The sequence below is a fragment of the Sinorhizobium arboris LMG 14919 genome, assembly GCF_000427465.1.
In the GTDB taxonomy this organism is placed as follows: Bacteria; Pseudomonadota; Alphaproteobacteria; order Rhizobiales; family Rhizobiaceae; genus Sinorhizobium; species Sinorhizobium arboris.
In genome coordinates, this window is the sequence record NZ_ATYB01000008.1 from 1,346,023 (window position 1) to 1,371,074 (window position 25,052).

At 63.7% G+C, this 25,052-nt stretch carries 22 protein-coding genes; 9 read left to right on the forward strand and 13 right to left on the reverse strand.

Going from position 1 to position 25,052, the window contains the following annotated elements; all coding sequences use genetic code 11:
- Nucleotides 1–17 precede the first annotated feature (17 nt).
- From SINAR_RS0106865 to mmsB, 3 genes are read left to right on the forward strand one after another with little or no spacing between them, the layout of a single operon-like run.
- On the forward strand, nt 18–1,160 hold the full coding sequence (locus tag SINAR_RS0106865; RefSeq protein WP_027998406.1) for an isobutyryl-CoA dehydrogenase: 1,143 nt from the start codon (nt 18–20) through the stop codon (nt 1,158–1,160).
- 12 nt (nt 1,161–1,172) lie between these two features.
- On the forward strand, nt 1,173–2,237 hold the full coding sequence (locus SINAR_RS0106870; RefSeq protein WP_027998407.1) for an enoyl-CoA hydratase/isomerase family protein: 1,065 nt from the start codon (nt 1,173–1,175) through the stop codon (nt 2,235–2,237).
- 60 nt (nt 2,238–2,297) lie between these two features.
- A complete protein-coding gene (mmsB, locus tag SINAR_RS0106875) occupies nt 2,298–3,194 on the forward strand; it encodes a 3-hydroxyisobutyrate dehydrogenase (protein ID WP_027998408.1) in 897 nt (298 codons plus the stop codon).
- A gap of 45 nt (nt 3,195–3,239) precedes the next feature.
- Here mmsB and SINAR_RS0106880 read toward each other — a convergent pair whose 3' ends face one another.
- Both SINAR_RS0106880 and SINAR_RS0106885 read right to left on the reverse strand, forming a co-directional pair.
- A complete protein-coding gene (locus SINAR_RS0106880) occupies nt 3,240–3,989 on the reverse strand; it encodes an SDR family oxidoreductase (protein ID WP_027998409.1) in 750 nt (249 codons plus the stop codon).
- A 19-nt stretch (nt 3,990–4,008) separates the two neighbouring features.
- Nucleotides 4,009–5,484: a mannitol dehydrogenase family protein gene (locus SINAR_RS0106885; protein WP_027998410.1), complete on the reverse strand. Its 1,476-nt coding sequence runs from the start codon at nt 5,482–5,484 to the stop codon at nt 4,009–4,011.
- A 463-nt stretch (nt 5,485–5,947) separates the two neighbouring features.
- On the opposite strand from SINAR_RS0106885, the gene SINAR_RS0106890 reads away from it, so the two are divergent.
- Nucleotides 5,948–7,012: a glycosyltransferase family 2 protein gene (locus SINAR_RS0106890; RefSeq protein ID WP_027998411.1), complete on the forward strand. Its 1,065-nt coding sequence runs from the start codon at nt 5,948–5,950 to the stop codon at nt 7,010–7,012.
- A 253-nt stretch (nt 7,013–7,265) separates the two neighbouring features.
- Nucleotides 7,266–7,940, forward strand: coding sequence for an HAD family hydrolase (locus SINAR_RS0106895; protein ID WP_027998412.1), 675 nt, complete (start codon nt 7,266–7,268; stop codon nt 7,938–7,940).
- A 19-nt stretch (nt 7,941–7,959) separates the two neighbouring features.
- Here SINAR_RS0106895 and SINAR_RS0106900 read toward each other — a convergent pair whose 3' ends face one another.
- Complete coding sequence (locus tag SINAR_RS0106900) at nt 7,960–8,145, reverse strand: DUF2735 domain-containing protein (protein WP_027998413.1); 186 nt, start codon at nt 8,143–8,145, stop codon at nt 7,960–7,962.
- Nucleotides 8,146–8,708: 563 nt separating this feature from the next.
- Between SINAR_RS0106900 and SINAR_RS0106905 the strand changes: the two genes are divergently transcribed.
- Nucleotides 8,709–9,743: a glutamine synthetase beta-grasp domain-containing protein gene (locus SINAR_RS0106905; protein WP_027998414.1), complete on the forward strand. Its 1,035-nt coding sequence runs from the start codon at nt 8,709–8,711 to the stop codon at nt 9,741–9,743.
- A 449-nt stretch (nt 9,744–10,192) separates the two neighbouring features.
- Here the strand turns inward: SINAR_RS0106905 and SINAR_RS01000000133105 are convergent, their stop codons facing one another.
- The 5 genes from SINAR_RS01000000133105 to SINAR_RS0106930 all read right to left on the reverse strand — a co-directional run bounded on the left by SINAR_RS01000000133105 (nt 10,193) and on the right by SINAR_RS0106930 (nt 14,771).
- On the reverse strand, nt 10,193–10,357 hold the full coding sequence (locus SINAR_RS01000000133105) for a hypothetical protein (RefSeq protein ID WP_150852000.1): 165 nt from the start codon (nt 10,355–10,357) through the stop codon (nt 10,193–10,195).
- 147 nt (nt 10,358–10,504) lie between these two features.
- A complete protein-coding gene (locus SINAR_RS0106915) occupies nt 10,505–12,022 on the reverse strand; it encodes a tripartite tricarboxylate transporter permease (RefSeq protein WP_027998415.1) in 1,518 nt (505 codons plus the stop codon).
- A 14-nt stretch (nt 12,023–12,036) separates the two neighbouring features.
- Nucleotides 12,037–12,528: a tripartite tricarboxylate transporter TctB family protein gene (locus SINAR_RS0106920; RefSeq protein ID WP_027998416.1), complete on the reverse strand. Its 492-nt coding sequence runs from the start codon at nt 12,526–12,528 to the stop codon at nt 12,037–12,039.
- Nucleotides 12,525–13,469, reverse strand: a complete 945-nt coding sequence (locus SINAR_RS0106925; protein ID WP_027998417.1) for a Bug family tripartite tricarboxylate transporter substrate binding protein — start codon at nt 13,467–13,469, stop codon at nt 12,525–12,527. The genes SINAR_RS0106920 and SINAR_RS0106925 overlap by 4 nt, the downstream gene beginning before the upstream one ends.
- 234 nt (nt 13,470–13,703) lie before the next feature.
- A complete protein-coding gene (locus tag SINAR_RS0106930) occupies nt 13,704–14,771 on the reverse strand; it encodes an ABC transporter substrate-binding protein (RefSeq protein WP_027998418.1) in 1,068 nt (355 codons plus the stop codon).
- Between the two features lie 77 nt (nt 14,772–14,848).
- On the opposite strand from SINAR_RS0106930, the gene SINAR_RS0106935 reads away from it, so the two are divergent.
- Together SINAR_RS0106935 and SINAR_RS0106940 are read left to right on the forward strand one after the other, a co-directional pair.
- A complete protein-coding gene (locus tag SINAR_RS0106935; protein ID WP_027998419.1) occupies nt 14,849–15,526 on the forward strand; it encodes a response regulator in 678 nt (225 codons plus the stop codon).
- Nucleotides 15,523–16,917 carry a sensor histidine kinase gene (locus tag SINAR_RS0106940; protein ID WP_027998420.1) on the forward strand — a complete coding sequence of 465 codons (1,395 nt, stop codon included), beginning with the start codon at nt 15,523–15,525 and terminating at the stop codon, nt 16,915–16,917. Before SINAR_RS0106935 ends, SINAR_RS0106940 begins: the two co-directional genes overlap by 4 nt.
- A gap of 154 nt (nt 16,918–17,071) precedes the next feature.
- On the opposite strand, the gene SINAR_RS0106945 is transcribed toward SINAR_RS0106940, so the two are convergent.
- The 3 genes from SINAR_RS0106945 to SINAR_RS0106955 all read right to left on the reverse strand — a co-directional run bounded on the left by SINAR_RS0106945 (nt 17,072) and on the right by SINAR_RS0106955 (nt 20,700).
- Nucleotides 17,072–18,022, reverse strand: coding sequence for a substrate-binding domain-containing protein (locus SINAR_RS0106945; protein ID WP_027998421.1), 951 nt, complete (start codon nt 18,020–18,022; stop codon nt 17,072–17,074).
- Between the two features lie 65 nt (nt 18,023–18,087).
- Nucleotides 18,088–19,098 (reverse strand): ABC transporter permease, encoded by a 1,011-nt coding sequence (locus SINAR_RS0106950; protein ID WP_027998422.1) that lies wholly within the window; start codon nt 19,096–19,098, stop codon nt 18,088–18,090.
- 75 nt (nt 19,099–19,173) lie between these two features.
- Nucleotides 19,174–20,700 (reverse strand): sugar ABC transporter ATP-binding protein, encoded by a 1,527-nt coding sequence (locus SINAR_RS0106955; protein ID WP_027998423.1) that lies wholly within the window; start codon nt 20,698–20,700, stop codon nt 19,174–19,176.
- Between the two features lie 251 nt (nt 20,701–20,951).
- Here SINAR_RS0106955 and SINAR_RS0106960 point away from each other — a divergent pair, with 251 nt between their 5' ends.
- Nucleotides 20,952–21,983 (forward strand): LacI family DNA-binding transcriptional regulator, encoded by a 1,032-nt coding sequence (locus SINAR_RS0106960; protein WP_027998424.1) that lies wholly within the window; start codon nt 20,952–20,954, stop codon nt 21,981–21,983.
- Between the two features lie 360 nt (nt 21,984–22,343).
- On the opposite strand, the gene SINAR_RS0106970 is transcribed toward SINAR_RS0106960, so the two are convergent.
- Together SINAR_RS0106970 and SINAR_RS0106975 are read right to left on the reverse strand one after the other, a co-directional pair.
- Nucleotides 22,344–23,369 carry an ABC transporter permease gene (locus tag SINAR_RS0106970; RefSeq protein WP_027998425.1) on the reverse strand — a complete coding sequence of 342 codons (1,026 nt, stop codon included), beginning with the start codon at nt 23,367–23,369 and terminating at the stop codon, nt 22,344–22,346.
- Between the two features lie 98 nt (nt 23,370–23,467).
- Nucleotides 23,468–25,009, reverse strand: coding sequence for a sugar ABC transporter ATP-binding protein (locus SINAR_RS0106975; protein ID WP_027998426.1), 1,542 nt, complete (start codon nt 25,007–25,009; stop codon nt 23,468–23,470).
- Nucleotides 25,010–25,052 lie beyond the last annotated feature (43 nt).

Consider the following 25,052-nt stretch of genomic DNA (forward strand, 5'->3'; position numbering starts at 1 on the left):
GTCAGGAGGACATGCATATGGATTTTCGCCTGTCGGAGGAACAGGAGGCCATCCGCACGATGGCGCTCGATTTTGCGCGGGATGAGATCGCGCCCCACGCCGTCGACTGGGATCAGCAGAAGCATTTTCCGGTGGAGACGTTGCGCGCGGCGGCTGCGCTCGGAATGGCCGGCATCTATGTCCGCGACGATGTCGGCGGAACGGGACTTACCCGCCTCGACGCGGCAATGATCATCGAGGCGCTCGCGACCGGCTGCCCGGCGATCGCCTCTTTCGTTTCGATCCACAATATGTGCGCCGGTATGATCGACCGCTACGGCACGGACGAGCAGCGCCGCCGCCTGCTTCCGCCGCTTCTCACGATGGGGGTTCTGGCGAGCTACTGCCTGACGGAGCCCGGCTCCGGCTCGGACGCGGCCGCACTCAAGACAAAGGCGGTGCGCGAGGGCGACGCCTACCTGCTTACCGGCCAGAAACAGTTCATTTCCGGCGCCGGCGAGTCCGGCCTCTATATCGTCATGGCTCGCACTGGCGAGGAGGGGCCGAAGGGTATCTCCGCCTTTATCGTCGAGAAGGAAGCTTCGGGGCTCACCTTCGGTGCCAACGAGAAGAAGATGGGCTGGCATGCCCAGCCGACGCGGGCAGTGATGCTCGACAATGTTCGCGTTCCCCTGGCGAACCGCCTTGGGGCGGAGGGCGAGGGCTTCAGGATCGCCATGGCCGGCCTCGACGGCGGCCGGCTCAACATCGCCGCCGCTTCGCTTGGCGGCGCGCAATCCGCTTTCGACAAGGCGCTCGCCTATGCTCAGGAAAGGCGGGCTTTCGGAAAGGCGATCGGCGAATTCCAGGCGCTGCAGTTCCGCCTTGCCGATATGGCGACGGACCTCGAAATCGCCCGGACCTTCCTCTGGCGGGCGGCCTCCGCGCTCGATGCGGCGGATGCGGAGGCGACGAAGCTCTGCGCCATGGCCAAACGTTTTGTCACGGATCGCTGCTTTGCTGTCGCCAATGACGCACTGCAATTGCATGGCGGCTACGGCTATCTCGCCGAGTACGGAGTCGAGAAGATTGTCCGCGACCTGAGGGTGCACCAGATACTCGAAGGTACCAACGAGATCATGCGGCTGATCGTGTCGCGTGCGATCATGGGACGGAAATAGGAAGGATTTTCGATGGAAATGCAGACCACGCTTCCGGAGGTCATTGTCGAACGCCAAGGCGCGATCGGCAGGCTGCGGCTCAACCGTCCACGCGCACTGAACAGCCTCAACCGCACGATGATCCGCGCCATCGCTGCGGCTCTTACCGAATTCGAGCGCGATCCGGCGGTCGCCGCAGTGCTTGTCACGGGGGAGGGCGAACGGGGCCTCTGCGCCGGCGGCGACATCCGCATGATCTACGAAAGCGGCCGCGAACGACCAGAGGAAGGTGCGCAGTTCTGGCGCGAGGAGTTCATCGTCAACAGCCGGATCTCGGCCTATCCCAAGCCGTATATCGCGATCATGGACGGCATCGTCATGGGCGGCGGCGTCGGCGTTTCTTCCCACGGCAGCCACCGTGTCGTGACCGAGAGGACGCGGTTCGCCATGCCGGAAACGGGAATCGGCTATTTCACCGATGTCGGCGCAACCTGGCTCCTGCCGCGTGCGCCCGGCGAATTCGGAACCTATCTCGGACTGACGGGCCGCGATATCGGTGCTGCGGCGGCAATCCATGCGCGGCTTGCCGACAGCTTCGTGCCGTCGGGGAAGATCGGCGAACTCCTTGCGAGGCTCTTCGAGCTTTCCGCGTCGGCCACGGCCGACGACATCTCGGCACTGATCCGCGCCGTTTCGAACGAGCCTCCGGCATCGGCTCTGCTCGACCACCTGCCCGTCATCGACCGCTGCTTCGCCTTCGATAGCGTCGAAGAGATTCTCGCGGCGCTGGAGACGGAGGGGTCGGATTTCGCGCGCGAGACGCTCGAACTCCTGAAGACCCGGTCGGCGATTAGCCTCAAACTGACGCTGTCGCTTCTAAGGGCAGGGCGCTCCAGCGCAACCCTCAACCAATGCCTTGAACGGGAATATGCCGCGACCCTTGGCATGCTTTCCAATCCGGATTTCTACGAAGGGGTCAGGGCGGCGGTGATCGACAAGGACCGGCGCCCGAAATGGTCCGTAGGGCTTTCCGAAGTTACGCCCGATGTGCTCGCCCGGTTCGGAAGGAACGACGGCAAGCCGCTTTTTGCCGGGTAGGCGTAACGCCGCCGGCGCATCGGTTGTTTGCGACAGTATCAGTTGAGGAGGAGAGGCAAGATGACGAAGATCGCCTTTATCGGGCTTGGCAATATGGGCGGGCCGATGGCCGCCAATCTGGTGAAGGCGGGCCACGCGGTAACCGGCTTCGACCTTTCGGAAGCCTCGCGCAATGCCGCCGCCAGGACGGGCGTCTCCGTCGCCGGCTCGATCGCCCAGGCCGTGCGCGAGATGGAGTGCGTCATCACCATGCTGCCGGCGAGTACGCATGTTCTTTACGTATGGGACGAATTGCTCGGCTTCGTCGATCCCGGCACGCTTCTGATCGACAGCTCGACGATTGATGTCGAGAGTGCGCGCAAGGTGCACGGCCTTGCGGAAAAGGCCGGCTGCCCTTCGCTCGACGCGCCGGTGTCCGGCGGCACCGCCGGGGCGGCGGCCGCTACGTTGACCTTCATGGTCGGAGGGAGCGAGGGCGCCTTTTCGCGCGGCAAGCACCTGCTCGAAGCCATGGGCAAGAAGATCGTCCATTGCGGCGACGCCGGCGCCGGCCAGGCGGCGAAGATCTGCAACAATATGATCCTCGGGGTCTCCATGGCGGCGGTCTGCGAGGCCTTCGTGCTCGCCGAGCGGCTCGGCCTCTCGCACCAGGCGCTCTTCGACGTGGCCTCGACTTCGTCGGGGCAGTGCTGGTCGCTGACGTCCTATTGCCCGGTGCCCGGTCCGGTTCCGACCTCGCCTGCCAATGGTGGCTACAAACCGGGTTTCGCCGCGAGTCTCATGCTCAAGGACCTGAAACTCTCGCAGCAGGCTGCCAGCGCCAGCGGTGCGGCAACTCCGATGGGCGCGCAGGCGACGCAGCTCTACAGCCTCTTCGAGAAGCTCGGCCACGGGGGCGACGATTTCTCTGCGCTGATCCATCTTCTCAGGGGGAACGAGGAGACGAAGGCGGGTTAGGGGCTGCGGGTTATCCCCCTCTGGCCTGCCGGCATCTGCCAATCCTCACATCTGAACGGTCATCCCGCCGTCAACAGTGAGGGTGATTCCGTTGACGAAGCTCGCGGCCGGGGAAGCGAGGAAAACGGCGGCTGGGGCGATCTCTTCCGGCCGCCCCCATCGCTTCAGCGGAATGCGCATGTCGACGAAGGCCTTGAGCGCCGGATCGGCTGCGAGATGCGCATTCGTCTCGGTTGCGAACCAGCCGGGCGCGATTGCGTTGACTGTGAGATTGTCGGTGCCGAGCTCGACCGCCAGGGAACGCGTCAGCGCCGAGAGCCCGCCCTTCGCCGCCGTATAGGCGGGATCGCCCGCCCGCGCCGCGAAGGCGGCAATCGAGGTCACGAAGATCAGTCGCCCGGCGGACGAACGCCTGAGATAGGGCAGCGCAGACTTTGCCACGGCGTAAGCCGCCGTAAGGTCGGTGTTCAACAGGGCAGCGAATTCGTGCGGCTCCATGGCTTCCGTTCCGCGGCGGTCGCGTTCGCCGACCGCGTGTATCAGAATATCGAGCCCGCCTGTCTTCTCGACGGTGGCAGCAATGATTGCCCCGGCATCGCGGGTTATGTCGCCGGCCGCAATCCCGATCTCGATCCCATCGCCCTGAAGCCGTTCGCGCACCTCCTGAAGGTTCTGGCCGTTGCGGCCGTTGATCACCGCCCAGGCGCCGGCCCTCGCGAGCGCCTTGGCCATTTCCAGCCCGAGGCCGCGTCCGCCGCCGGTAACGAGTGCCGTCTTGCCGCTGAGGTCGAACATGGCCCTCCTCCGCCTGCCTTTAACTCTGAAAGCTTCGCAGCGTTGCCGCCGACCCGTTCCGGAGGAGCCCATCCAGCGCCTTGATCAGCGCCGCACGGAACGAAGTGCTCGCCGGAAGGTCCGTGCCGAAGACGTCCGTCATCGTCAGAAAGGCATCGACGATGCGATCCGGCTCGTCAATTCCCTGCGCCAGCCCGGCAATCCGGGCGGCATGCGGATCGCGCACGTCGATGGGACGGCCCCCCTCGTCCAGGCCGCGCGCATAGCGCATCCAGGCGGCAACCCCAAGCGCCAGCCGGTCATAGCCGGCCCCGGCCTGCAGCCGGTCGCGGATTGAGCCGAGAAGGCGCTGCGGCAGCTTCTGCGAGCCGTCCATGGCGATCTGCCAGGTGCGGTGGCGAAGCGCCGGATTGCGAAAGCGCTGAAGCAGTTCGGCCCGATAGGCCGGAAGGTCGAAGCCGGGCAGTTCCGGAAGGGTCGGGCTCACCTCGTCGCGCATCAGCCCTTCGATCAACGCTTCCATGCCCGCAAGCGCCATGGCGTCCGCCACCGTCTCGGCACCGGCAAGATAGCCGAGATAGGCAAGCGTGGAATGGCTTCCGTTCAGAAGCCGGAGTTTCATGAACTCGAAGGCGGAAACGTCCTGGACGAAGAGCGCTCCCGCCTTCTCCCAGGCCGGGCGGCCAAGCGGGAATTCCTCCTCGATCACCCATTGCCGGAAGGGTTCGGTCATGATCGGCCAGGCATCTTCGAGCCCCAGTGCTGCGGCGACCGCGCTCCGGTCGGCGTCGGTGGTGGCCGGAACGATGCGGTCCACCATCGTCGAAGGCGACGCGATGTTGCCAATAGCGGCGGCGAGGGCGGGATCGCGCAACGCCGCGAACTGCGTGACGATACGCTTCAGGACGTGACCGTTCCCCGGGAGATTATCGCAGGAGAGCAGCGCGAAGGGCGCGATACCGGCGCTGACGCGGCGCGACATCGCCTCCACGATGAAGCCGATCGCGGAACGCGGGCGAGCCGTGTCCGCGAGATCGTGGACGATATCCGGGTGGCTTTCGTCGAGCGTGCCGGTTGCCGGATTGTGGCAATAGCCCTTTTCCGTAATCGTCAGCGACACGATGCGCGTGGCCGGATCTGCCATGCGGCGGAGCACGGCTTCGGGATCCTCCGGTGCGCAAAGTAGTTCGACGACGCTGCCGACGACGCTGAGCTCCGTTCCGCCGCCGTCCTGGACCGCAAGAGTGTAGAGCCCGTCTTGCGGTTGAAGCGCGTCGCGGGTCTCCGGGCTGCGCAGCGAGACGCCGCAAATGCCCCAGGACGGGTCCTCGGAGAGCAGCGCATCGGTGTACACGGCCTGGTGGGCGCGATGAAAGGCGCCGATGCCGAGGTGGACGATGCCGACAGTAACTGCCCCGAGGTCGTAATCGGGCCTTTTTACGGTGCCCGGCAGGCGGTCGATCGTCTTACTCGAAAGCCGCATCAGAAGGCCCATCCTTTTCCGGGACCTGCTTGTCCGGTGCCTGCGACCGGCATCGCGTTCGCAGGCCGCAAGGTTGCGCCTTGCGCCGTGAATCGCGTGGCAATTACCGTCACGTACCTGGGGTGTCTGGCATCCACGCGGCTTCCTCCCTGCGTCGTTTGGCTGCAAAACTGGTATATCAGCCGCCGGAGGCGCGTCAACCGAGGTCGCTTTGCTGCCTATTCGGGCATAGGTCCGATCATCGGCACGGTAAGGCTGCAGACCGGCGTGCCGCTGCAGCGGTCACTCAAATGCCACAAAACTGGAGAGGCTCACGCAGGATCGAGCACGATCTTCGCCGCCCGCCCGCCGCGCAACTGCGCCGATCGTCTTCACCGCAGCTCAAGAGGCTGTGCATTCGGGACGGGCATCACCCTTCACGGACCTGCATGAGAAGGTTCGCCGCGACCAAAGCCGAAAAGCGAGGTTCACTGCGATGCATTCCATCCGAGACCGTCTTCCCGTCTCAATTATCATAGCGAATTACAACTATGCGCGGTTCCTGAGCCGTGCGATCGACAGCGCCCTCGGCCAGGACTACGCGCATGTCGAGGTTGTCGTCGTCGACGATGCGTCGACCGACGGGTCGTCCGAGGTGATCGAGTCCTACGGCGGGCGGATCAGGGCCTGCCTCCGGGAGGAAAATGGCGGCCACGCAGCAGCGTTCAACACCGGTTTCGCTGCAAGTCGTGGGGCGATCGTTCTCTTCCTCGACGCCGACGACTATCTTTACCCGGCTGCCGTTTCCGAATTGCTTGCCCAATGGGGTGACGACACGGCCCAGATGCAGTTCCGGCTGCATCTGGTGGACGAGGACCTGCGCGTCAAGGATATCTTCCCGCCCCCGGAGGTCCCGTTCGACTCCGGCGACGTAACGCCGCAACTGGCGCGCCGCGCACGATACCAGACGACGGTCACCAGCGGACTGGCTTTTGCACGCTCGGCTCTCGATGTCATCATGCCGGTTCCGGAAACCGAGTTCCGGCAGGGCGCCGACGGCTATCTGGTCACGCTCGCCCCGCTCTACGGAAAGGTAACGTCGCTCGAAGCCTGCCTCGGCGCCTACCGGATGCACGGCAGCAATCATTCCGTCTTCGCCGAAAAACTCGGGCAGAGGGCGCGCTGGAGGGTGGAGCATGATTTTCACCGGCTGCATGCTCTTAACGAACAGGCGGCCGATGTCGGACTGTCGGTTTCGCCGAATGCGAACCTGCGTGACCCGGTGCATCTGGAGGAGCGCCTCGCATCGCTCTGCACTGACAGCGGACGCCATCCGGTGGCCGCGGATTCGAGACTCGGCCTCGCCGCTCACGGTGCCGTCGCCAGCATGCAGATGAACGTCTCGCTGCGCCGTCGTGCCATGCTGGCAGCCTGGTTCGTCTCCGTCGGGTTGCTGCCGCAACGAATGGCGCAGGCGGTTCTTTCGTGGAAACTCGTCGCCTCCTCCCGGCCGGCATTGCTCACGCGATTGTCGAAAACAATTCGTCACGCGATGGGTTAGCTGAGTTTGCAGCCAGACGCGACCAAGGTTCACAAGGAGAAAGTTGAAAGGCCGCCTGTACCCGCCGCCAAACCCGACACATATTGCGCAGGTGAGGCCATCGCGCGTCTTGCCGGGCGAGCGGAGACTACCCTACGGCGCCGCGCCTCTTGTCAGACGCGCAAAGGTCGCAGCACTTTGATCTGCTGCATGTTTTTGCCCTTCAATCGAATAGGATTAAAGGAAACATGCAGTAGCAACCGGGAGAAAGAACATGCGCATGGAACCCGTCTTCCTGTTCGATCTGGACGGCACACTCGTCGACAGCGTCTATCAGCACGTGCTTGCCTGGAAGGAAGCCCTCGACGCAGAGGGGATCGACCTTTCGGTCTGGCGCATCCATCGCAAGATCGGCATGAGCGGCGGGCTCTTCACCGACCAGCTGCTGCGCGAAACGAGTATGGAAATCAGCGGTGACAGGGTTGCGCGATTGCGGCAACGCCACGCCGAGGCCTACAGGCGGCAGGCGGACAGCATAAGGCCATTGCCCGGCGCGCGCGAGCTTCTAACGTGGCTCACCGATGCGAGGATCTCCTATGCGATCGCAACGAGCGGGCGGATGGAGACTGCCGCCGTCAATCTCGCCGCGCTCGGCGTCGATCCGGCGGTCGTGCCGGTCGTGACGCGAGACCTCGTCAAATATGCCAAGCCCGATCCGGATCTCTTTCTCGCCGCCGCCGAACAGCTCGGAGCCCCGATAGAGACGGCGGTGGTGGTCGGCGACAGTATCTGGGACATGCTGGCGGCGGTGCGCTGCCGTGCTCTGGCCATCGGCCTGCTGAGCGGAGGCTACGGACACGAGGAGTTGCGACATGCGGGCGCCTACCGCATTTTCGAGGATCCAGCCGATATGCTGAACCATATCGATGAGGTCGGCGGGCGGCGGTGAGCGGGGATAACCGCCCGCTTCAGTGCTTCGTTTCGTCGCTCAGGGCCTCTTCGTGATACCAGCAGCCATCGACGGCGGCGCACGCATCCGACGGAGTGAGGTCCGGTTTGCGCTGGATTTCGGAACGCCGCTCCTCGGCCTTCCGCGACACTGCTGCCGGAAACTTCAGGATCGTCGCAGACTTGCCGTCAAGACTCGTGGCCATGCTCTGGTCTCCCGTGAGTTCTAAGGAGAAACATAGTGCAACCAAGTGGGATTTGCACATGATTTACGCGAATTGCCGAAAATTCGTTCAATTCCCTGCCGGAATCGCAAGCATTCTCCAGCGCTCGCGCTGACGCCTTGGTGGCGGGTGCGCTTTTTTAGGCAGCGGCACCTGTCCGACATTCTTTAGGCAGAGGTTTTCCTGCCGCGGAGCGCCGAAACGGACTTGCGGCCAAAACGGCTCTGGGCGCCGGTCCGGAGGCGGGGGGTCGCCGTATCGTTTTGAATTCGCCGCATGTTTTTCCACTCAGGCTGCCTCCGATCCGAGGAGGGTGCCGAGCCTTGGGCGGCAATGCCGACGAGTCTCTGAGGCTGCGTCCGCCGTACGCGCCGCACCGATTCGCTCCGAGGCGGTGACGCCGCCCGAAAAAGAATCCCCCAAGCCGCCCAACTGGCACGTTTGATGCTTCACGGGAATCGTTCCCTGGCGGTTGAGCGCATGTGGCGCTGAGGCCGCGTCAGGATTTGCTCAGACTGCAAGCACCACGTTAGAGAGATTCGATAATGACCAAATTTAAGCTCGAGTACATCTGGCTCGATGGTTACACGCCCGTAGCAAATCTTCGCGGGAAGACGCAGATCAAGGAATTCGATGCGTTTCCGACGCTCGAGCAGCTTCCGCTCTGGGGCTTCGACGGCAGCTCGACCATGCAGGCCGAGGGCCGCAGCTCCGATTGCGTGCTGAAGCCGGTTGCCGTTTATCCCGATCCGGTCCGCACGAATGGCGCATTGGTCATGTGCGAGGTCATGATGCCGGACGGTAAGACGCCGCACCCGTCCAATACCCGCGCGACGATCCTCGACGACGAAAGCGCCTGGTTCGGCTTCGAGCAGGAATATTTCTTTTACAAGAACGGTCGCCCGCTGGGCTTCCCGGAGCAGGGTTATCCGGCGCCGCAGGGTCCTTACTATACCGGCGTCGGCTATAAGAATGTCGGCGACATCGCACGCCAGATCGTCGAAGAGCACCTCGACATCTGCCTCGCCGCGGGCATCAATCACGAAGGCATCAACGCCGAAGTGGCCAAGGGTCAGTGGGAATTCCAGGTCTTCGGAAAGGGCTCCAAAAAGGCTGCCGACGAAGTCTGGCTGGCGCGCTACCTCCTTCTGCGCCTGACGGAGAAATACGGCATCGACGTCGAGTTCCACTGCAAGCCGCTCGGCGATACGGACTGGAACGGCTCCGGCATGCACGCCAACTTTTCGACCGCCTATATGCGCGAAGTCGGCGGCAAGGATTATTTCGAAGCGCTGATGGCAGCCTTCGAGAAGAACCTGCACGACCACATCAGCGTCTACGGCCCGGACAACCACATGCGCCTGACCGGCAAGCACGAGACTGCGCCTTGGGACAAGTTCAGCTACGGCGTGGCCGATCGCGGCGCCTCGATCCGCGTCCCGCACAGCTTCGTCAACAACGGCTACCGCGGCTATCTCGAAGACCGCCGCCCGAACTCCCAGGGCGACCCCTACCAGATCGCTTCGGTCATCCTGAAGACAGTTTCGAGCGTACCGACGCAGGTCGCCAAGGTCGCCTGATCTCTCCCGAGGCATTTCATGGCGCCGACGCCCCGTCGGCGCCATTTTTTTATAAGATCGGCCGCCTGAAGAGGCCGCCGTTATACCCTGCGGGGTGCACGATCGCGGGTACATCGCAGCTTGCCGGTACGACTTCGCCGAGCCACGCGACAGCATGCGTAAACTATCGGAAAATCCGGAGCTCGAGGGCGAATACAAGGGCTGGTCGGAGAGCCGGAACAGCTTCAACGGGGGCTGAACGATCCGAAATCCGAGGCGGTGCAGGAGAAGTGGCAGAAGTCGTACTTCCGCGGGGTGTGCCCGTCCGGCGCAGCGGGCCGGAGGACCACCGCAGCCTATTGCGGCTGAAGCCGTCGGCGGGTGTGATGGGTGCGCGGTTCCGACACGGCGCGCCGCCATCTTGTGTCGGCGCGGTCCCGTTCCATGTTGAGGCGCTGGCCCGCTTGAGGTCAGCTGCGGCGGTTGTCAGGGAAATTTGCCGGGTCGATCCCGAGGATACGGAGATCCTGCGCCTTGGGGCGACGGTGCCCTTCGACGGCGGCGGCCGCAGCGGTTGCGGCGCCGAGTACGGCGAAGGCGCGGCCGATGAAGCCCATGCGGTTCTTGCTGGTCATCTCTTTGCTCGCTTTCGTTTTCTGTTCGATGAGCAAAAGATGGGCCCGGCAGGGTCGTTTTGCAATGCACAAAACATCAGCCCAGCCATGCAACGAAAGCAGGCCCGACGGCGCTGCCGGCGGGCCTGAAGGAGTACGGGCGCAGGCTCAGTCTTCGCTGGCGGCGAGCTGCGCAAGAACTTCGCCGCGGCCGCGGGCCCTAAGGATCAGCGGCACGACAAGCGCGAGTGCGGCGATCACCAGGAGCACGGCCGCGATCGGCGAAGTGAAGAGCACGGTGATATCGCCCTGGCTGATCGAGAGCGCCCTGCGGAGCTGCTGCTCGGCGAGCGGCCCGAGGATCAGGCCGACGACGACCGGCGCGATCGGATAGCCGAAGACGCGCATGACGTAGCCGAGCAGGCCGAAGGCCAGCAGCATGCCGAGCTCGAACACCGACGGATTTGCGCCAATGGTGCCGAGCGTCGCGAAGAGCAGGATACCCGCATAGAGCCACGGTTTCGGGATCGTCAAAAGCCTGACCCAGAGCCCGATCAGCGGCAGGTTGAGCACGAGCAGCATGAAATTGGCGATAAGGAGGCTTGCGATCAGGCCCCAGACGAGCTGAGGGTTGGTTGCGAAGAGCAGCGGCCCCGGCTGAAGCCCGTATTGCTGGAAGCCGGCGAGCATGATCGCAGCCGTCGCAGTCGTCGGCAGACCGAGCGTCAGGAGCGGCACCAGAGTGCCCGCCGCAGAAGCGTTGTTGGCGGCTTCCGGGCCAGCCACGCCCTCGATGGCGCCGTTGCCGAATTCCTCCGGGTGCTTGGTCAGGCGCTTCTCCGCCGCATAGGAGAGGAAGGTGCCGATCTCGGCGCCGCCGGCCGGCATGGCGCCGATGGGAAAACCGATGAAGGTGCCGCGCAGCCACGGCTTCCAGGAGCGTGCCCAATCCGTGGCGCTCATCCAGACCGAGCCCTTCACTGCTTCCACCTTATCCGGACCGCGATCGCCCTGCGCGGCGATGAACAGCGTCTCGCCGATGGCGAACATGGCGACGGCGAGCGTCGTTACCTCGATGCCGTCGAGAAGGTCGGGGACGCCGAAGGAGAGGCGCGTCTGGCCGGTCAGTTGGTCGATGCCGATGCAGGCAAGCGCCAGGCCGATGAAGAGCGAGGTAAGCCCACGCAGCGTCGAATCGCCGAAGGCTGAGGAGACGGTGACGAAAGCGAGCACCATCAATGCGAAATATTCGCGCGGCCCGAAGACGAGCGCCAGCTTGACGATGTAGGGCGCTATGAACGCGAGGCCGAGCGTGGCGATGAGCCCGGCGACGAAGGAGCCGATGGCCGCCGTTGCAAGCGCTGGGCCGCCGCGCCCGGCGCGGGCCATTTTGTTGCCCTCGAGCGCCGTGACGATCGAGGCGCTTTCACCCGGCGTGTTGAGCAGGATCGACGTCGTCGAACCGCCATACATGCCCCCATAGTAGATGCCGGCGAACATGATGAGCGACCCGGCCGGATCGAGCCGATAAGTGACCGGCAAAAGCAGTGCGACGGTCAAGGCCGGGCCGATGCCGGGGAGCACGCCGACGGCGGTGCCGAGCGTTACGCCGATGAGCGCGTAGAGAAGGTTCATCGGCTGGGCAGCGACCAGCAGCCCCTGCAGCAGGAAATCGAAAGTACCCATGGTTGTCGGCCTCTTTAGAAGAACAGGCGTTCAAGCGGCCCTGCGGGCAGCGACAATTGCAGGAGCTTGGCGAAGATCGCCCAGACGACGAAGCTGAACGCGACGCCGACCGGTACCGTCAGCCATAGTTTGCGTTTGCCGAAGCCGCGTGCCGTGAGGGCGAAGAGAACGCCGGTTGCGATCGAAAAGCCGAGCGTGTTCAAGAGCAGCATCTGCGCCGCAAGCCCGGCGACGATCCAGACGACCGGCCCGAATTGCTGGTGGTCGCGTTCGGGAAAGTCACCGCGCCAGGCTTCGATCGCCGTCCAGACCGCAAGGGCGATGAGACCGCAGGCGATCGCATAGGGAACAGTCACGGGCCCGACTTGCGAGTAACCCGCAAGGCCGCTCAGACGCGATACGTCCCAAAAGATCACGCCCGCGATCACCGCGAGAACGGCAGCGATGATCAGCGCCGCCCAATCGGGGCGGCGCGTTTCGACGGTAGGGTTGTTCCCCTTGTTCATTTGACCAGTCCGATGTCCTTGAGGACGGTTTCGGTTGCGGAAATGTCCTTGCCGAGCTGCTCCTCGAAGGCCTCACCGGCGAGATAAGTGTCCTGCCAGCCCTTGCTCTTCAGAACTTCCTGCCAGCTTGCGGATTTGGCAAGTTTCTCGACATCGGCCGAGACCGCGGCCTTCTGTTCTTCCGTGAGGCCCGGGGCGGCGGCGACCATGCGCCAGTTTTCGACGACGACATCGAGGCCAGATTCCTTCAGGGTCGGCGCGTCGATGCCTTCGATGCGCTCAGCGCTCGATACGGCGAGCAGGCGGAGCGTCCCGGCCTTAACCTGCGACTCGAATTCGCCATAGCCGGAAATCCCGGCGGTCACCTGGCTGCCGAGGATCGCGGCGAGCGCTTCGCCGCCGCCGGAATAGGCGATGTAATTGATCTTGGTCGGATCGACGCCGGCGGCCTTGGCGATGAGACCGACCGCGATGTGGTCGGTGCCGCCGGCCGAGCCGCCTGCCCAGGAAACGGCGCCCGGGTCCTTCTTCAGCGCCTCGACGAGATCTTTCATCGTCTGGATCTCGGAGGCGGCGGGAACGACGATTGCCTCATATTCGCCCGTGAGTCGCGCGATCGGCGTCACGTCTTTGAGCGTCACCGGCGAATTGTTGGTGAGGATCGCGCCGACCATGACGTAGCCGCCGACGAGAAGCGCATTCGGGTTGCCCTTCTGCTGGCTCGCGAACTGCGCGAGGCCGATCGTGCCGCCGGCGCCCGGAACGTTCTGAACCTGCACGTTGCCGGAAATGCCTTCCTGCTGCATGACGGTCTGCATGGACCGGGCGGTCTGATCCCAACCGCCGCCGGGATTGGCCGGCGCAATGATCGTGTAGTCGGCGGCATAGGCCGGCAGAGCGAGTGCGCCGGCGAGAATGGATGCGAGAAAGAAGTGTTTCAAGGTCGGTCCTCCGTGAGGCGCGCTTTCGTCACGCGCACGCTGATTATCGTTCGCGAACGGGAGAAGCGGTTGGTCGACGTCAGCGGCGACCATAGACCGGACTGGTGATTCCTCCCGATACGCGCCGGCGCCCGCCTCCACGGTTCGCCGGTGACCCTAAGCAACATAGAAAGCTGACATTAACCTGACATCAAGTCCGCTTCGCGTAAATGACATGTTTGCCTGGCGATTTATTCACTGCAGGCGCAGCATCTCGTTCCAGCGGGCAATCAGCCGCGCCCGCTTGACCTGGTCGAGATAGACCATAAGTCCGGGACTGACCGGCACGGGTTTCAACTGACCTCCGAGCATTTCCCGCATGGTGTTCGCGGTATTCTCGCCGGCGACATCGGGACTGACGGCCGGGATCTGCAGCTCGCGCGCCATGATCGTCTGGCCTTCCTTCGACATGAAGAATTCGAGATAGCGCCGGCCGAGTTCAGGGTCGGCCGCGGCCTGCGGCACCAGCCCGATGCGCGACATCACGACCGTGTAGTCTTTCGGAAGAACGATGCCGACATCCGGATGGCGCGATGCCCAGTCGGCCGCATAGGAGCCGAGGATGTTGTAGCCGAGGACGAAGCGCCCGTCGGAGATCCTCTCGAGGATCGCCTGACTGGTCGAATAGAGTTTCACTCCGGCCGCCCCCATCGTCCGGATCACGGTCCAGATGTCGCCGAACTGTTCCTGATCTCGCGACATGAAAAGGAAGCCGACGCCGGAACGTTCGATGTCGTAGGTGCCGATGCGGCCGAAGACGGCGTTTCCCTTCCGCTTGAGGTAATCGACGAATTCGGCGCGCGTCGCCGGCGGCCGCTCGTCCCTGAAGCTCGGCTTGTGATAGACGAAGACGGCCGGTTCGAAGGTCAGCGCGTAGGCCGTATTGCGCCAGTTCGCCCAGGCCGGCCAGCGCCCGCTCATCGGCAGGTCGCTGCGTTGCGCATAACCGTCGTTGCTGAGCTTGACCTGCAAATCCATGGCCGAGGAAAAGGCGAAATCTGCGGTCTTCTCGCCGGCATCGGTCTCTTTGACGATTCTGTCGTAGATTTCGCCGGTCAGCATGTCTTCGTAGCGGACCGCGACGTCCGGATTGGCCTTCTGGAAGCCGCCGATCATCGGTCTCGCCAAGGGTTCGTCCAGCGAGGAATAGACGGTCAGGACCGGTGCGGCCGCCTCACCCGAGAGAGCCGGGAAGAGCGTCGCCGCGGCCTCCGCCAGCGCGGTCGACAGGATCAAAAAACCGAGAGAAATCAAGAACCGCATGAATCCACAATGCCTCAGAGCGTTGCCGTTCACAAGCAAGCTCGCGACCGGTAAGGTGGTTTCGGGGAGAGGCGATATTGCGTATCTTGCTGGTTGAGGACAATCGGGCCCTGGCGGAGGGTCTTTCGACGCTTCTGCGGGGAAGCGGCTATGCCGTCGACGTCGTGAGCGACGGTGCGTCCGCCGATGCGGTCGCGGCCGCCGAAAGCTTCGATCTCGTGATCCTCGATTTGAACCTGCCGGAAATGGATGGGCTCGACGTGCTGCGCGCCATGCGGGCAAGGCAGAACCGAGCGGCGGTTCTGATCCTGACGGCGCGCGGCACGCCGGAGGAGCGCGTCAGGGGCCTCGATCTCGGCGCCGACGATTACCTGATCAAGCCCTTCGACATCGGTGAGTTCGAGGCTCGCGTGCGGGTTCTGCTTCGCCGGCAGGCGGGCTTGCGCGCCTCCGTCGTCAGCTACGGCAATGTCTCGCTCGATCTCACGTCGCGGAGTTTCACCTCGGGCGGCATGCCGATCGAAATTCCGGCGCGCGAGCTCGGTCTTCTCGAGCTCCTGTTCATGCGCGCCGGAAAGGTCGTCGCCAAGGACGCGATCGTGCAGTCGCTGACGGGCCTGGACGACGATTTGAGCCCCAATGCGATCGAGCAATATGTGAGCCGGCTGCGCAAGCGCCTCGCGCCTTACGGCCTCACCGTTCGCACCGCCCGGGGCATCGGCTATTATCTCGACAAGACGGCCGGTCCCGAATGAAAGCCCCCGGAGTGACGAAGGCGGTCTATTCGTTGCGGCGCAGGCTGCTCGGCTGGCTCCTGATCTCGACCGCGGTGATCGGCGTCGTCGCGCTGATGGATACCTACCGCGAAGCGGTCAAGACGGCGGACGCTGTTTCCGACCGGGTGCTCGCCGGCTCGGCACTGGCGATCGCCGAGAGGGTGGTCGTCGCCGAAGACGGCTCGCTGCAGGTCGATATTCCCTATGTTGCGCTGGAGATGCTGACATCCGCGGCGCAGGACCGGGTCTTCTACCGGGTGGACGGGCCCCCCGGTCGGTTCATCACCGGTTACCAGGCCCTGCCGTCGCTTCCCGAAGGCACCGGCCAATCGGCGACCTTTGCCGACTCCGTCTTTCGCGGCGAGCCGATCCGTGTCGCGGCGCTCAGACGCTCCGCCTCCACCGGCGTCAATTCCGTTCCCTTCGTCGTCACCGTGGCCGAGACGACGATCGCCCGACGCCAGCTCGCACGGACCATCCTCATCCGCTCGGCCCTGCGTCTGGGGCTGATGATCGCCGGGGCGGCGGTGATCGTATGGGTCGCCGTCACTTTCTCGCTGAGGCCCCTCTACCGTCTTGGCGATGCGATCGCCGCGCGCAGTCCCGACGATCTGCACCCGATCGGCGAGCGGGTGCCGAACGAAGTCCAGGGGCTCGTCGAAACCGTCAACTCCTTCATGGTCCGCCTGCAATCGGCGCTCGATGCGCTTCGGCACTTCACCGGCAATGCCAGCCATCAGCTCAGGACACCGCTTGCGATCATCCGCACGCAGCTTGCTCTGGCGCAGCGGGCGACGACGATCGAGGAAACGCGGACGGCCGCGATGAAGGCGGATGAAGCCGTCGCCAATGCTGAGCGCATTCTCGCGCAGCTGCTGCTGATGGCGAAGATCGATGCCGCCGGGCGGGACGAGGCGCGGGGCTTGGTGCGCGTCGAGCTCGTCGGACTTGCTCGCGCCGTCACTGCGGACCATGTCCCGGCGGCAGGCGAGGCCGGTATCGACCTCGGTTTTGCCGGCGAAGGCGAACACTGGATACGCGCCGAACCTCTGCTGGTTGGCGAGCTCCTGAAGAACCTGATCGGCAATGCCCTGCTCTATGCGGGCCGCGGCGCGGAGGTCACCGTACGCGTAGAGAGCCGGGACCACTCGGTCCTCCTGGAAGTGGAGGATAATGGCCCGGGCATTCCGGCGCAGATGCGTGAGGCGGTGCTCAAGCGCTTCCGGCGCGGCGGCGAGGAAACGCCCGGCACGGGACTCGGCCTGCCGATCGTCGAGGAGATCGCAACGCTCTACGGCGGGACGATGCGGCTGGAGGAGGGCGAGGGCGGTCGGGGGTTAAAGGTGGTGGCGGTGTTTCCGGCGGGGTGAGCGGTGGCGCGGCATATGGGTCGGGCGGCGGGGAAGCCCCCCGCTGCCCGGCAGAGCAGCGGGGGGGGGGAGCCCCTTGCGCTGCACTCCAAATCAAACGGCCCGCCGCGAAAGGTCCGCGGCAGGCCTTGTCTTCGCTATCTCTGAGGCCCGATCAGAACGGCGAATCGGGGAAATAGAAGTCCTTGGCGTTTTCCTGGGTCACCAGCGTCGCGTCGATCGTGTAGGTGCCGCGAACCGGAACCTGCCCGTAGAAGTTGGCAGCGGTCATTTCGAGCGCCGTGCCGACCATTGCCGGCGGGTAGAGCACGTCGACCGGGATCATCTTGTCGCCGTCCATGACCTTCTTGATCATGTCCTTCGAACCGGCTCCGGCGACCACGTACTGGATGTCGGTGCGCTTGGCCTGGTCGATCGCCTGCAGCACGCCGACGGCCATGTCGTCGTCCTGGCACCATACGACGTCGATCTGCGGATACTTGGTCAGGTAGTCCTGCATGACCTTGAAGGCGTCGTCGCGGTTCCAGTTGCCGTATTGGCGATCGAGGATTTCGACCTTGGAGCCGGCGATGCCCTGGTCGAAGCCGTCCTGGCGCTGCTGGTCGATCGGGATCGGCAGGCCGCGAATGACGACCACCTTGGCTTCCGGGGTCGTGGCCTTGATGTATTCGCCGGCGACCTGCCCGAGCGCCGGGTTGTTGCCGGCGACATAGAGGTCACGCACGCTGTTGTCGTTGGTCGAGGGCGCGCGGTCCACCAGCGCCACGAAGGTGCCTTTGCCCTTGACTTCCTTGATCGCATTGACCAGCGGATCCGGGTCGGTCGGCAGGATCACGAGAGCGTCGATTCCCTGCGTCTCGAGGTCCTGCACCGCGTTGGCCTGGCTCGCCGGATCGGGCGAGGTTTTGACGATGACGTTGAGGCCCGGATGCCGCTCCATGAGCAGCTTTGCAACGCGCTCGGCGTGGAACACGACACCGGCGGTCCAGCCATGGTCGGCCGCGGGGATCGACACGCCGATCGTTACCTTCTTGTCTTGCGCATGGGCTGCACCCGTTAGTGCCATCAGCGCGACGGCGGCAATGCCCATTAATCCCTTTCGCATGCTTCTTCCTCCCAATGATTCAAGGTCTTGGCTGATGTGGCCGGATCGTTTTCGATCCGGCTTGGTCACGATTTGCGTACCAGCGAGCGCTGGACGAGCATCGCGATGATGATGATCGCACCCTGCATCGCGCCGATCAGGTATTCGCTGATGAAGTTCGACAGGAGCATGATGTTACCGACCAATTCGAGAATGAATGCACCACAGATCGTACCCCAGACACGGCCCGCGCCGCCCTTGAGCGCCGTTCCGCCGACGACCACCGCGGTAATGGCCTGCAGTTCCCACAGCATGCCCGTCGTCGCCGAGGTGGAGCCGAGGCGCGGCACGTAGAGCAGCACGGCGATGGCGACGCAGAGGCCCTGGATGACGAAGGCAATGGTGCGCACGCGGTTGACGGCGATGCCGGAATAACGGGCGACGTCGCTGTTGGAGCCGACGGCGACGACGTGCCTGCCGTAACGCGTGCGATAGAGGATGAAAGCGGCGACGGCGGTGACGGCGAGAATGACCGCGATCGGCACCGGCACGCCAAGAATGCTGCCGAAATAGGCCGGGCGATAGAGCTCCTGTATTCCCGGCTCCTGCAGAGTGATCGCGCCGCCTTGCGAAAGCCAGGTGGTAAGGCCGCGATAGATGCCCATCGTGCCGAGCGTGGCGATGAAGGGTTCGATCCTGCCGACCGTGGTGATCAGCCCGTTGGCGAGGCCGCAGGCGCTGCCTGCCGCGACTGCGAACACGACCGCGGCCGTAAGCATCAGTGCCGGATCGGCGATCACGCCGGAATTCATGAACAGGATCATCAGGCTCGCCACGAAGGCGACCATAGAACCGACGGAAAGATCGAGATCGCCCGCGGAAATGACGAAGGTGGCGCCCACCGCAATGATGGCAATGAACGCGCTGCGGGTCGCCACATTGGCGAGATTGTTGAGGCTGATGAAGTTGGGGTTGACCATGGCCCCGACGACCAGCAGCAATGCAAGCGCCGCAAACGGCGCAACGGCCCTCAGATCGACGTCCCGCCAGCTCCGGCGGTGCGTTGTGACTTCTATGCTTTCCTCGTTCACGCTCATGTCCAGATCAACCTCCCGCCCCGGAACCCCGGGGGAACCCTTTTTCTGTGCCTGCCCCTGCCGCGGTCGACACGGTCAGGCGGCAGCCATTTTCTTGAGCCCGGCTGCATAACGCATGATTTCCTGTTCGGAGATCTCATCTCCCTCGAGCATGCCGACGATCCGTCCCTCGCGCATGACCGCGACCCGGGTGCAAAGCCCGATGACCTCCGGCATCTCGGAAGAGACGACGATGATGGAGCGACCATCGCGCGCCAGCGCCGAGATGAAGTGATAGATTTGCTGCTTGGTGCCGACATCGATGCCGCGCGTCGGCTCGTCGATGATGATGATATCCGGTTCCGTTTCCATCACTTTGGCAAGCAGCAGCTTCTGCTGATTGCCGCCGGACATGCGCCTGGCGATCACGTTGCCGTCGCGCACGCGGATGTCGAAACGGCGGCGCGCCTTTTCGAGTGCGGCCGCCTCGCTCGCGGGGCTGAGATAACCGATGCGGTCATGCCGGTCGAGCGATTGCAGCGTCAGGTTCGACGTCATGCCGGAATTGAGCAGCAGGCCCTTCGACTTGCGGTCCTTGGTCATGTAGGCAAGACCGCGCCTGTTGGCCGCATGCACGTCCCCCGAAGGCAGGATTTCTCCTCGTATCGCCACCTCGCCCGAAAGGCGGGACCTGAGGCCGGCGACCGCCTCCATGAGTTCTGTCCGGCCCGAGCCGATCATGCCCGAAAAACCGAGGATTTCGCCTTTGCGCACCTCGAAACTGGCGTCCTTGACATAGCCGGTCGACACGGCGTCCACACGGAGCACCACTTCTTCGTCGACGTCGGGCTCCTTCTTGGTCGGATAGAGGCTCGACATTTCGCGCCCGACCATGAGTTGCGCGATCGACTCGCCGTCGAGCATCGATGTCGGGGCGGTCTTCACCCATTGGCCGTCACGCAGCACCGTCACGCGATCGGTCAGCTCTATGACCTCGTCGAGCTTGTGCGAAACGAAAACGAAGCTCGTGCCCTGGTCGCGCAGCTTGCGCACCTGACGGAAGAGGAAATTGGTTTCCTCGCGGGAGAGGACGGCTGTCGGTTCGTCCATGAACACGATCCGCGCCTCGCGGCTGATCGCCTTGGCGATCTCGACCATCTGCTTTTCGGCAATCGACAGGCTGCCGATCAGCGCGTTTGCGTCCACGTGACAGCCAAGAAGATCGAGAACCCGGCGCGTCTCCGCGCGCATATACCTGCGGTCGAGCACGCCGAAACGCGTCACCTCGCGGCCGAGAAACAGGCTTTCTGCGACCGTCAAATGTTCGGCCAGGTTGAATTCCTGGTGGATAATGACGATGCCCAGTGCTTCGGCCGCGCCGTTCGGAGGGAGTGTCACCGGCTTGCCGTCGAGCAGCACCTGGCCCGAAGAGGGCTGCTCGAAGCCCGAGAGGATCTTGACGAGCGTGGACTTGCCGGCGCCGTTCTCGCCCATCAGCGCATGGATTTCGCCGGCGCGTAGCTCGAAATTGACGCTGAACAGCACCTGCACGCCGCTGAACGACTTGCTGATGCGACGCGCCTCCAGCACAACGCGCCGGGCGTCGATCGTCTCCGGATTCATGAATTCCCCCTTGCGGCTCCCGTCCGCGTATGAGGGATGTAAACCGTTACACTCGCCATGTAAAGGTTTACATTTTGCTCAATACACAGAATTTTGCCCGACGGCCTTTGACGTTCCCCGCGGTGTGTGTAGTGTCCGGCCGTGGGCAGTGGCGTGCCTCCGTCAGGCGCGCGAGGGTCGCTGTAGCAGTTCGAATGGCTGCATGTTTATCCTTGAATCGGGATTTGAGGAGCAGGGAGACGCAGAGCGCAGTGTCGGAGTCCACGCCCGCAACCATCGAAGACGTCGCCAGGATCGCCGAAGTTTCGATCGCGACGGTGTCGCGGGCAATCCATACCCCGGAAAAGGTTGCGAAATCCACGCGACTGAAGGTCAACCAGGCGATCGCCATCACCGGTTATACGACCAATGCTATGGCCCGCAGCCTGCGCCTTGGGCGTTCGAACATGATCCTGGTCGTCGCGCCGGACATCGGCGATCCGAACTTTTCCAGCATCCTGGTAGGTCTCGAAAACGAGGCGCGCTCGCACGGCTACGGCGTGCTGATCGGCCACACGCAGAACGACGCTCAGCGTGCGGTCGAATATCTGAAATTTCTCAATTCCAACCAGGCGGCGGGGCTGATCCTCTTTACCGGCATTCTGCCCTTCGGCCATGAAACGATGACGGCGCGGTTGCCGCCGAGCGTCGGCATCTTCGAGCCCGTCTTCAACGGCGGGATACCCTATGTGGGCGTCGACGATGTCGAGGGTGCCCGCAAGGTGGTCGATCTGCTCATCGCCGAAGGCCATCGCAAGATCGCTTTCATCGGCGATTCGCGGACCCGGCTTGCCTATAAGCGGCGCCGGGCCGGCTATGATGCGGGTCTTGATGCGGCGGGTGTGCCGGCAGAACTTCGATTGGTCCAGGAGGGCGACGGCACGCTCGAGAGCGGCAGGGCTGCCGTCGAGCGGCTCTTCGTGCGCGACACCCTGCCGACGGCATTCATGTGCGTCAACGATCAGACGGCGCTCGGGGTGATGATCGGGCTCAAGGCGCGCGGCTATGACATACCGCGCGATTTTTCGGTCACCGGCTTCGACGACGTGCCGCAGGCGACGTTCATGTCGCCGGCTTTGACCACGATCCGTCAGCCGCGCACGCTGATAGGCAAACACGCCATGACGCTTCTGCTGGAGCTTCTCTCCGACAGACGCCCCGCCGAAACGGAGATTTTCCTCCGGCCCGATCTTGTGGTGCGCAATTCCGTATCGTCACCGTCTGCGCGGTGGATGGAACGATAGGTCCAACCTCTGGCGCCGCCGGGTGCCTGGAAATTCCTACCGCTCGCGGGAGCCGAAGAAAGCGGCCGTTTCGCGGGTCTGGACCCGGAGCATAGCGCTCCAGAGCTGAAACATGAAACGGGGTTGGGCGTGCTTCGCAAGCTGGCGCTGCGACGACATGGTAATTTTCCGTTCGTTTTGCATGTCGGTCATTTAGTCTATCGGCAACATACGAGCCAGGGCGCAGTCGAAGGGGCTGCGTTGCAAGACGAGCATATGTCATGCGCGAGAATATCGCTGTTGCTGGCTGTGACCGGGAAAGAAAAAGGCCGGAATGCATTTCTTCATCCCGGCCAGTCATTTTCTGGGAGGAGCAGTCTTTTACGTCTTTTTACGGCCTTTCTGGCGGTAGACGTCGACCACGACAGCGGCGACGATGATGATGCCCTTTACGATCTCCTGGTAGTAGGCGTCGACTCTCAGAAAGGTGAAGCCGGACGTCATGACGCCGAGGATCACCGTGCCGATTACCGTGCCGGTCACGCGGCCGACGCCGCCGGTCAGCGAGGTGCCGCCGATGACGGTCGCGGCGATCGCGTCGAGTTCGTACATGACGCCCATTCCGGCCTGTGCGGTCTGGGCGCGGGCCGCTGTTACCACGCCTGCGAGGCCCGCAAGCATGCCGGCGATCGCATAGACTTTCACCAGATGCGCCTCGACATTGATGCCGGAGACGCGCGCCGCCTGGACATTGGCGCCGATCGCATAGGTGAATTTGCCATAGCGGGTGTAGCGCAGCGCAATGTGGAATATCAGGGCCACGACGAGGAAGACGATCACCGGCCAGATGCCCGTGCCGATGAAGTTGAACTGCTCGGTGAGGCCCGAGACCGGCTGGCCTTTCGTGTACCACTTGGAGACGCCGCGGGCCGACACCATCATGCCGAGCGTCGCGATGAAGGGCGGAATCTTGGTCCGGGCGATCAGCTGCCCGTTGATAAAGCCGGCGAGGAGACCGATCCCGACGCCGAGGCCGATCGGTACGATGGCCGGAAGATCAGTCAGTGAGGGATAGAGCGCCCGCGGCCAGGTGGAGGCCTGCGCGACGCTCGCCGAGATCATCGCGGTCATGCCGACGACCGAGCCCGATGACAGATCGATGCCGCCCGTTATGATGACCTGCGTCACGCCGACGGCAATGATGCCGATCACCGATACCTGCAGGATCATGATCGTCAGGCGCTGCGAATTCATCAGGAAGCTCTGGCCGACGAAGAGCCAGCCGAGAACCTCGTAGACGAACGCGATACCGATCAGCACCAGAAAGATGTTGAGCTCGGCTGGCATGCGCCGTCTCGAGCGAGGCAGTGTCGAACTCGTGCCCTGTGCTGCGACATTGGTGTTCATTTTCTTTCCTCCCTGCGGTCGGCAGTGCGCCGAGATCGATTCCAATGGGGTCAGAGCGGGATTCGGGCGGAAAACCACACGGCTTTCCTCATCCCGCCCTATCGCGCCGCAAGCTCCATGACCTTGATTTGCGTAGCTTCCGCCCTGTCCAGGATGCCGGTGACACGGCCCTCGTGCATCACCATGATCCGGTCGCTCATGCCGAGCACTTCCGGCATTTCCGACGAGATCATGACGACCGCCACGCCGTTGCGGGCGAGCTCGGTCACTAGGCGGTGAATCTCCGCCTTGGCGCCGACATCGATGCCGCGTGTCGGCTCGTCCAGGATCAGGATACGCGGATTGGTGAGGAGCCAGCGGCCGATCAGCACCTTCTGCTGGTTGCCGCCGGACAGGTTCTCGATCCGCTCGTGCAGATTGGGCGTTTTGACCCGGAGCTTGCGGCTCATCTCCTCGCAGGCGGCAGCGACGTCCTTTTCGCTGACGAATCCGCCCTTGACGAACTTGTCCTGCAGCACCGCGATCTGCATGTTTTCGAGAATGTCGAGGATGAGCAGACAGCCGGTGTCCTTGCGATCTTCGGTGAGAAATGCCATCCGGTGGCGGATCGCCGTATTGGGGCTGTCGATAGCCACTTCCTTGCCGTTGATCGCGATCGTGCCCGAACTTGCCGGCGTGACGCCGAAGAGCGTTTCCGCGACGTTCGAGCGACCGGAGCCGACAAGGCCGGCAACGCCGAGGATCTCTCCCGCGCGCACGTCGAAGGAGACGTCGCTGAAGACGCCGTCGAGCGTCAGCTTCTTCACCGACAGCACCACATCGCCGATCGGCACTTCCTCCTTCGGGAACATCTGGGTGATTTCGCGTCCCACCATCATGCGGATGATGTCGTCGCGGGTGACCTCGTTCGAGGCGTGGGTGCCGATATATTTGCCGTCGCGGAACACCGAGAACTCGTCGGCGATCTCGAACAGCTCGTTCATCTTATGCGTGATGTAAACGATGCCGATACCCTGGGAGCGCAGGTCTCGGATGATCTCGAAAAGATGCGCGACCTCGCGCTCGGTGAGCGCCGAGGTCGGCTCGTCCATGATCAGCACGTCGGACTCGTAGGAGACCGCCTTGGCGATCTCGACCATCTGGCGGTTGGCGACCGAGAGGTGCCGGACCTCGATCTCCGGATCGAGATCGATCTTGAGCCGTTCGAAGAGCTTTGCCGTCATGCGGCGCATCTCGCCATGATCGACAAAGCCGAAGCGGTTCCTGGGCTCCCGCCGGATCCAGATGTTCTCGGCAACGGTCATGAAAGGCATCAGGTTCAATTCCTGATGGATCATGGCGATGCCGTTCTCGAGCGCGTCGAGCGGCGATTTCAGGCGAATGCCGGCGCCCCTGAGCTTCACCTCGCCCTTGTCGGGATGATAGATCCCGGCGAGAATCTTCATCAAGGTCGACTTGCCGGCGCCGTTCTCGCCCATCAGCGCATGCACTGTGCCGCGCTTCAACTTGAACTCCACGTCGTCGAGCGCGACGACACCCGGAAACTCCTTGCGAACGCCCTCTGCGGTCAGAAGGTATTCGGACTTGGGAACGGCGCCGCTGGCGCGCACGGCTGCCATTGTCGTGGGACTGAGTGTCATTCTCGTTGCCTCCCATGTTCCGGTTTCAGCCGGAATGTCCACG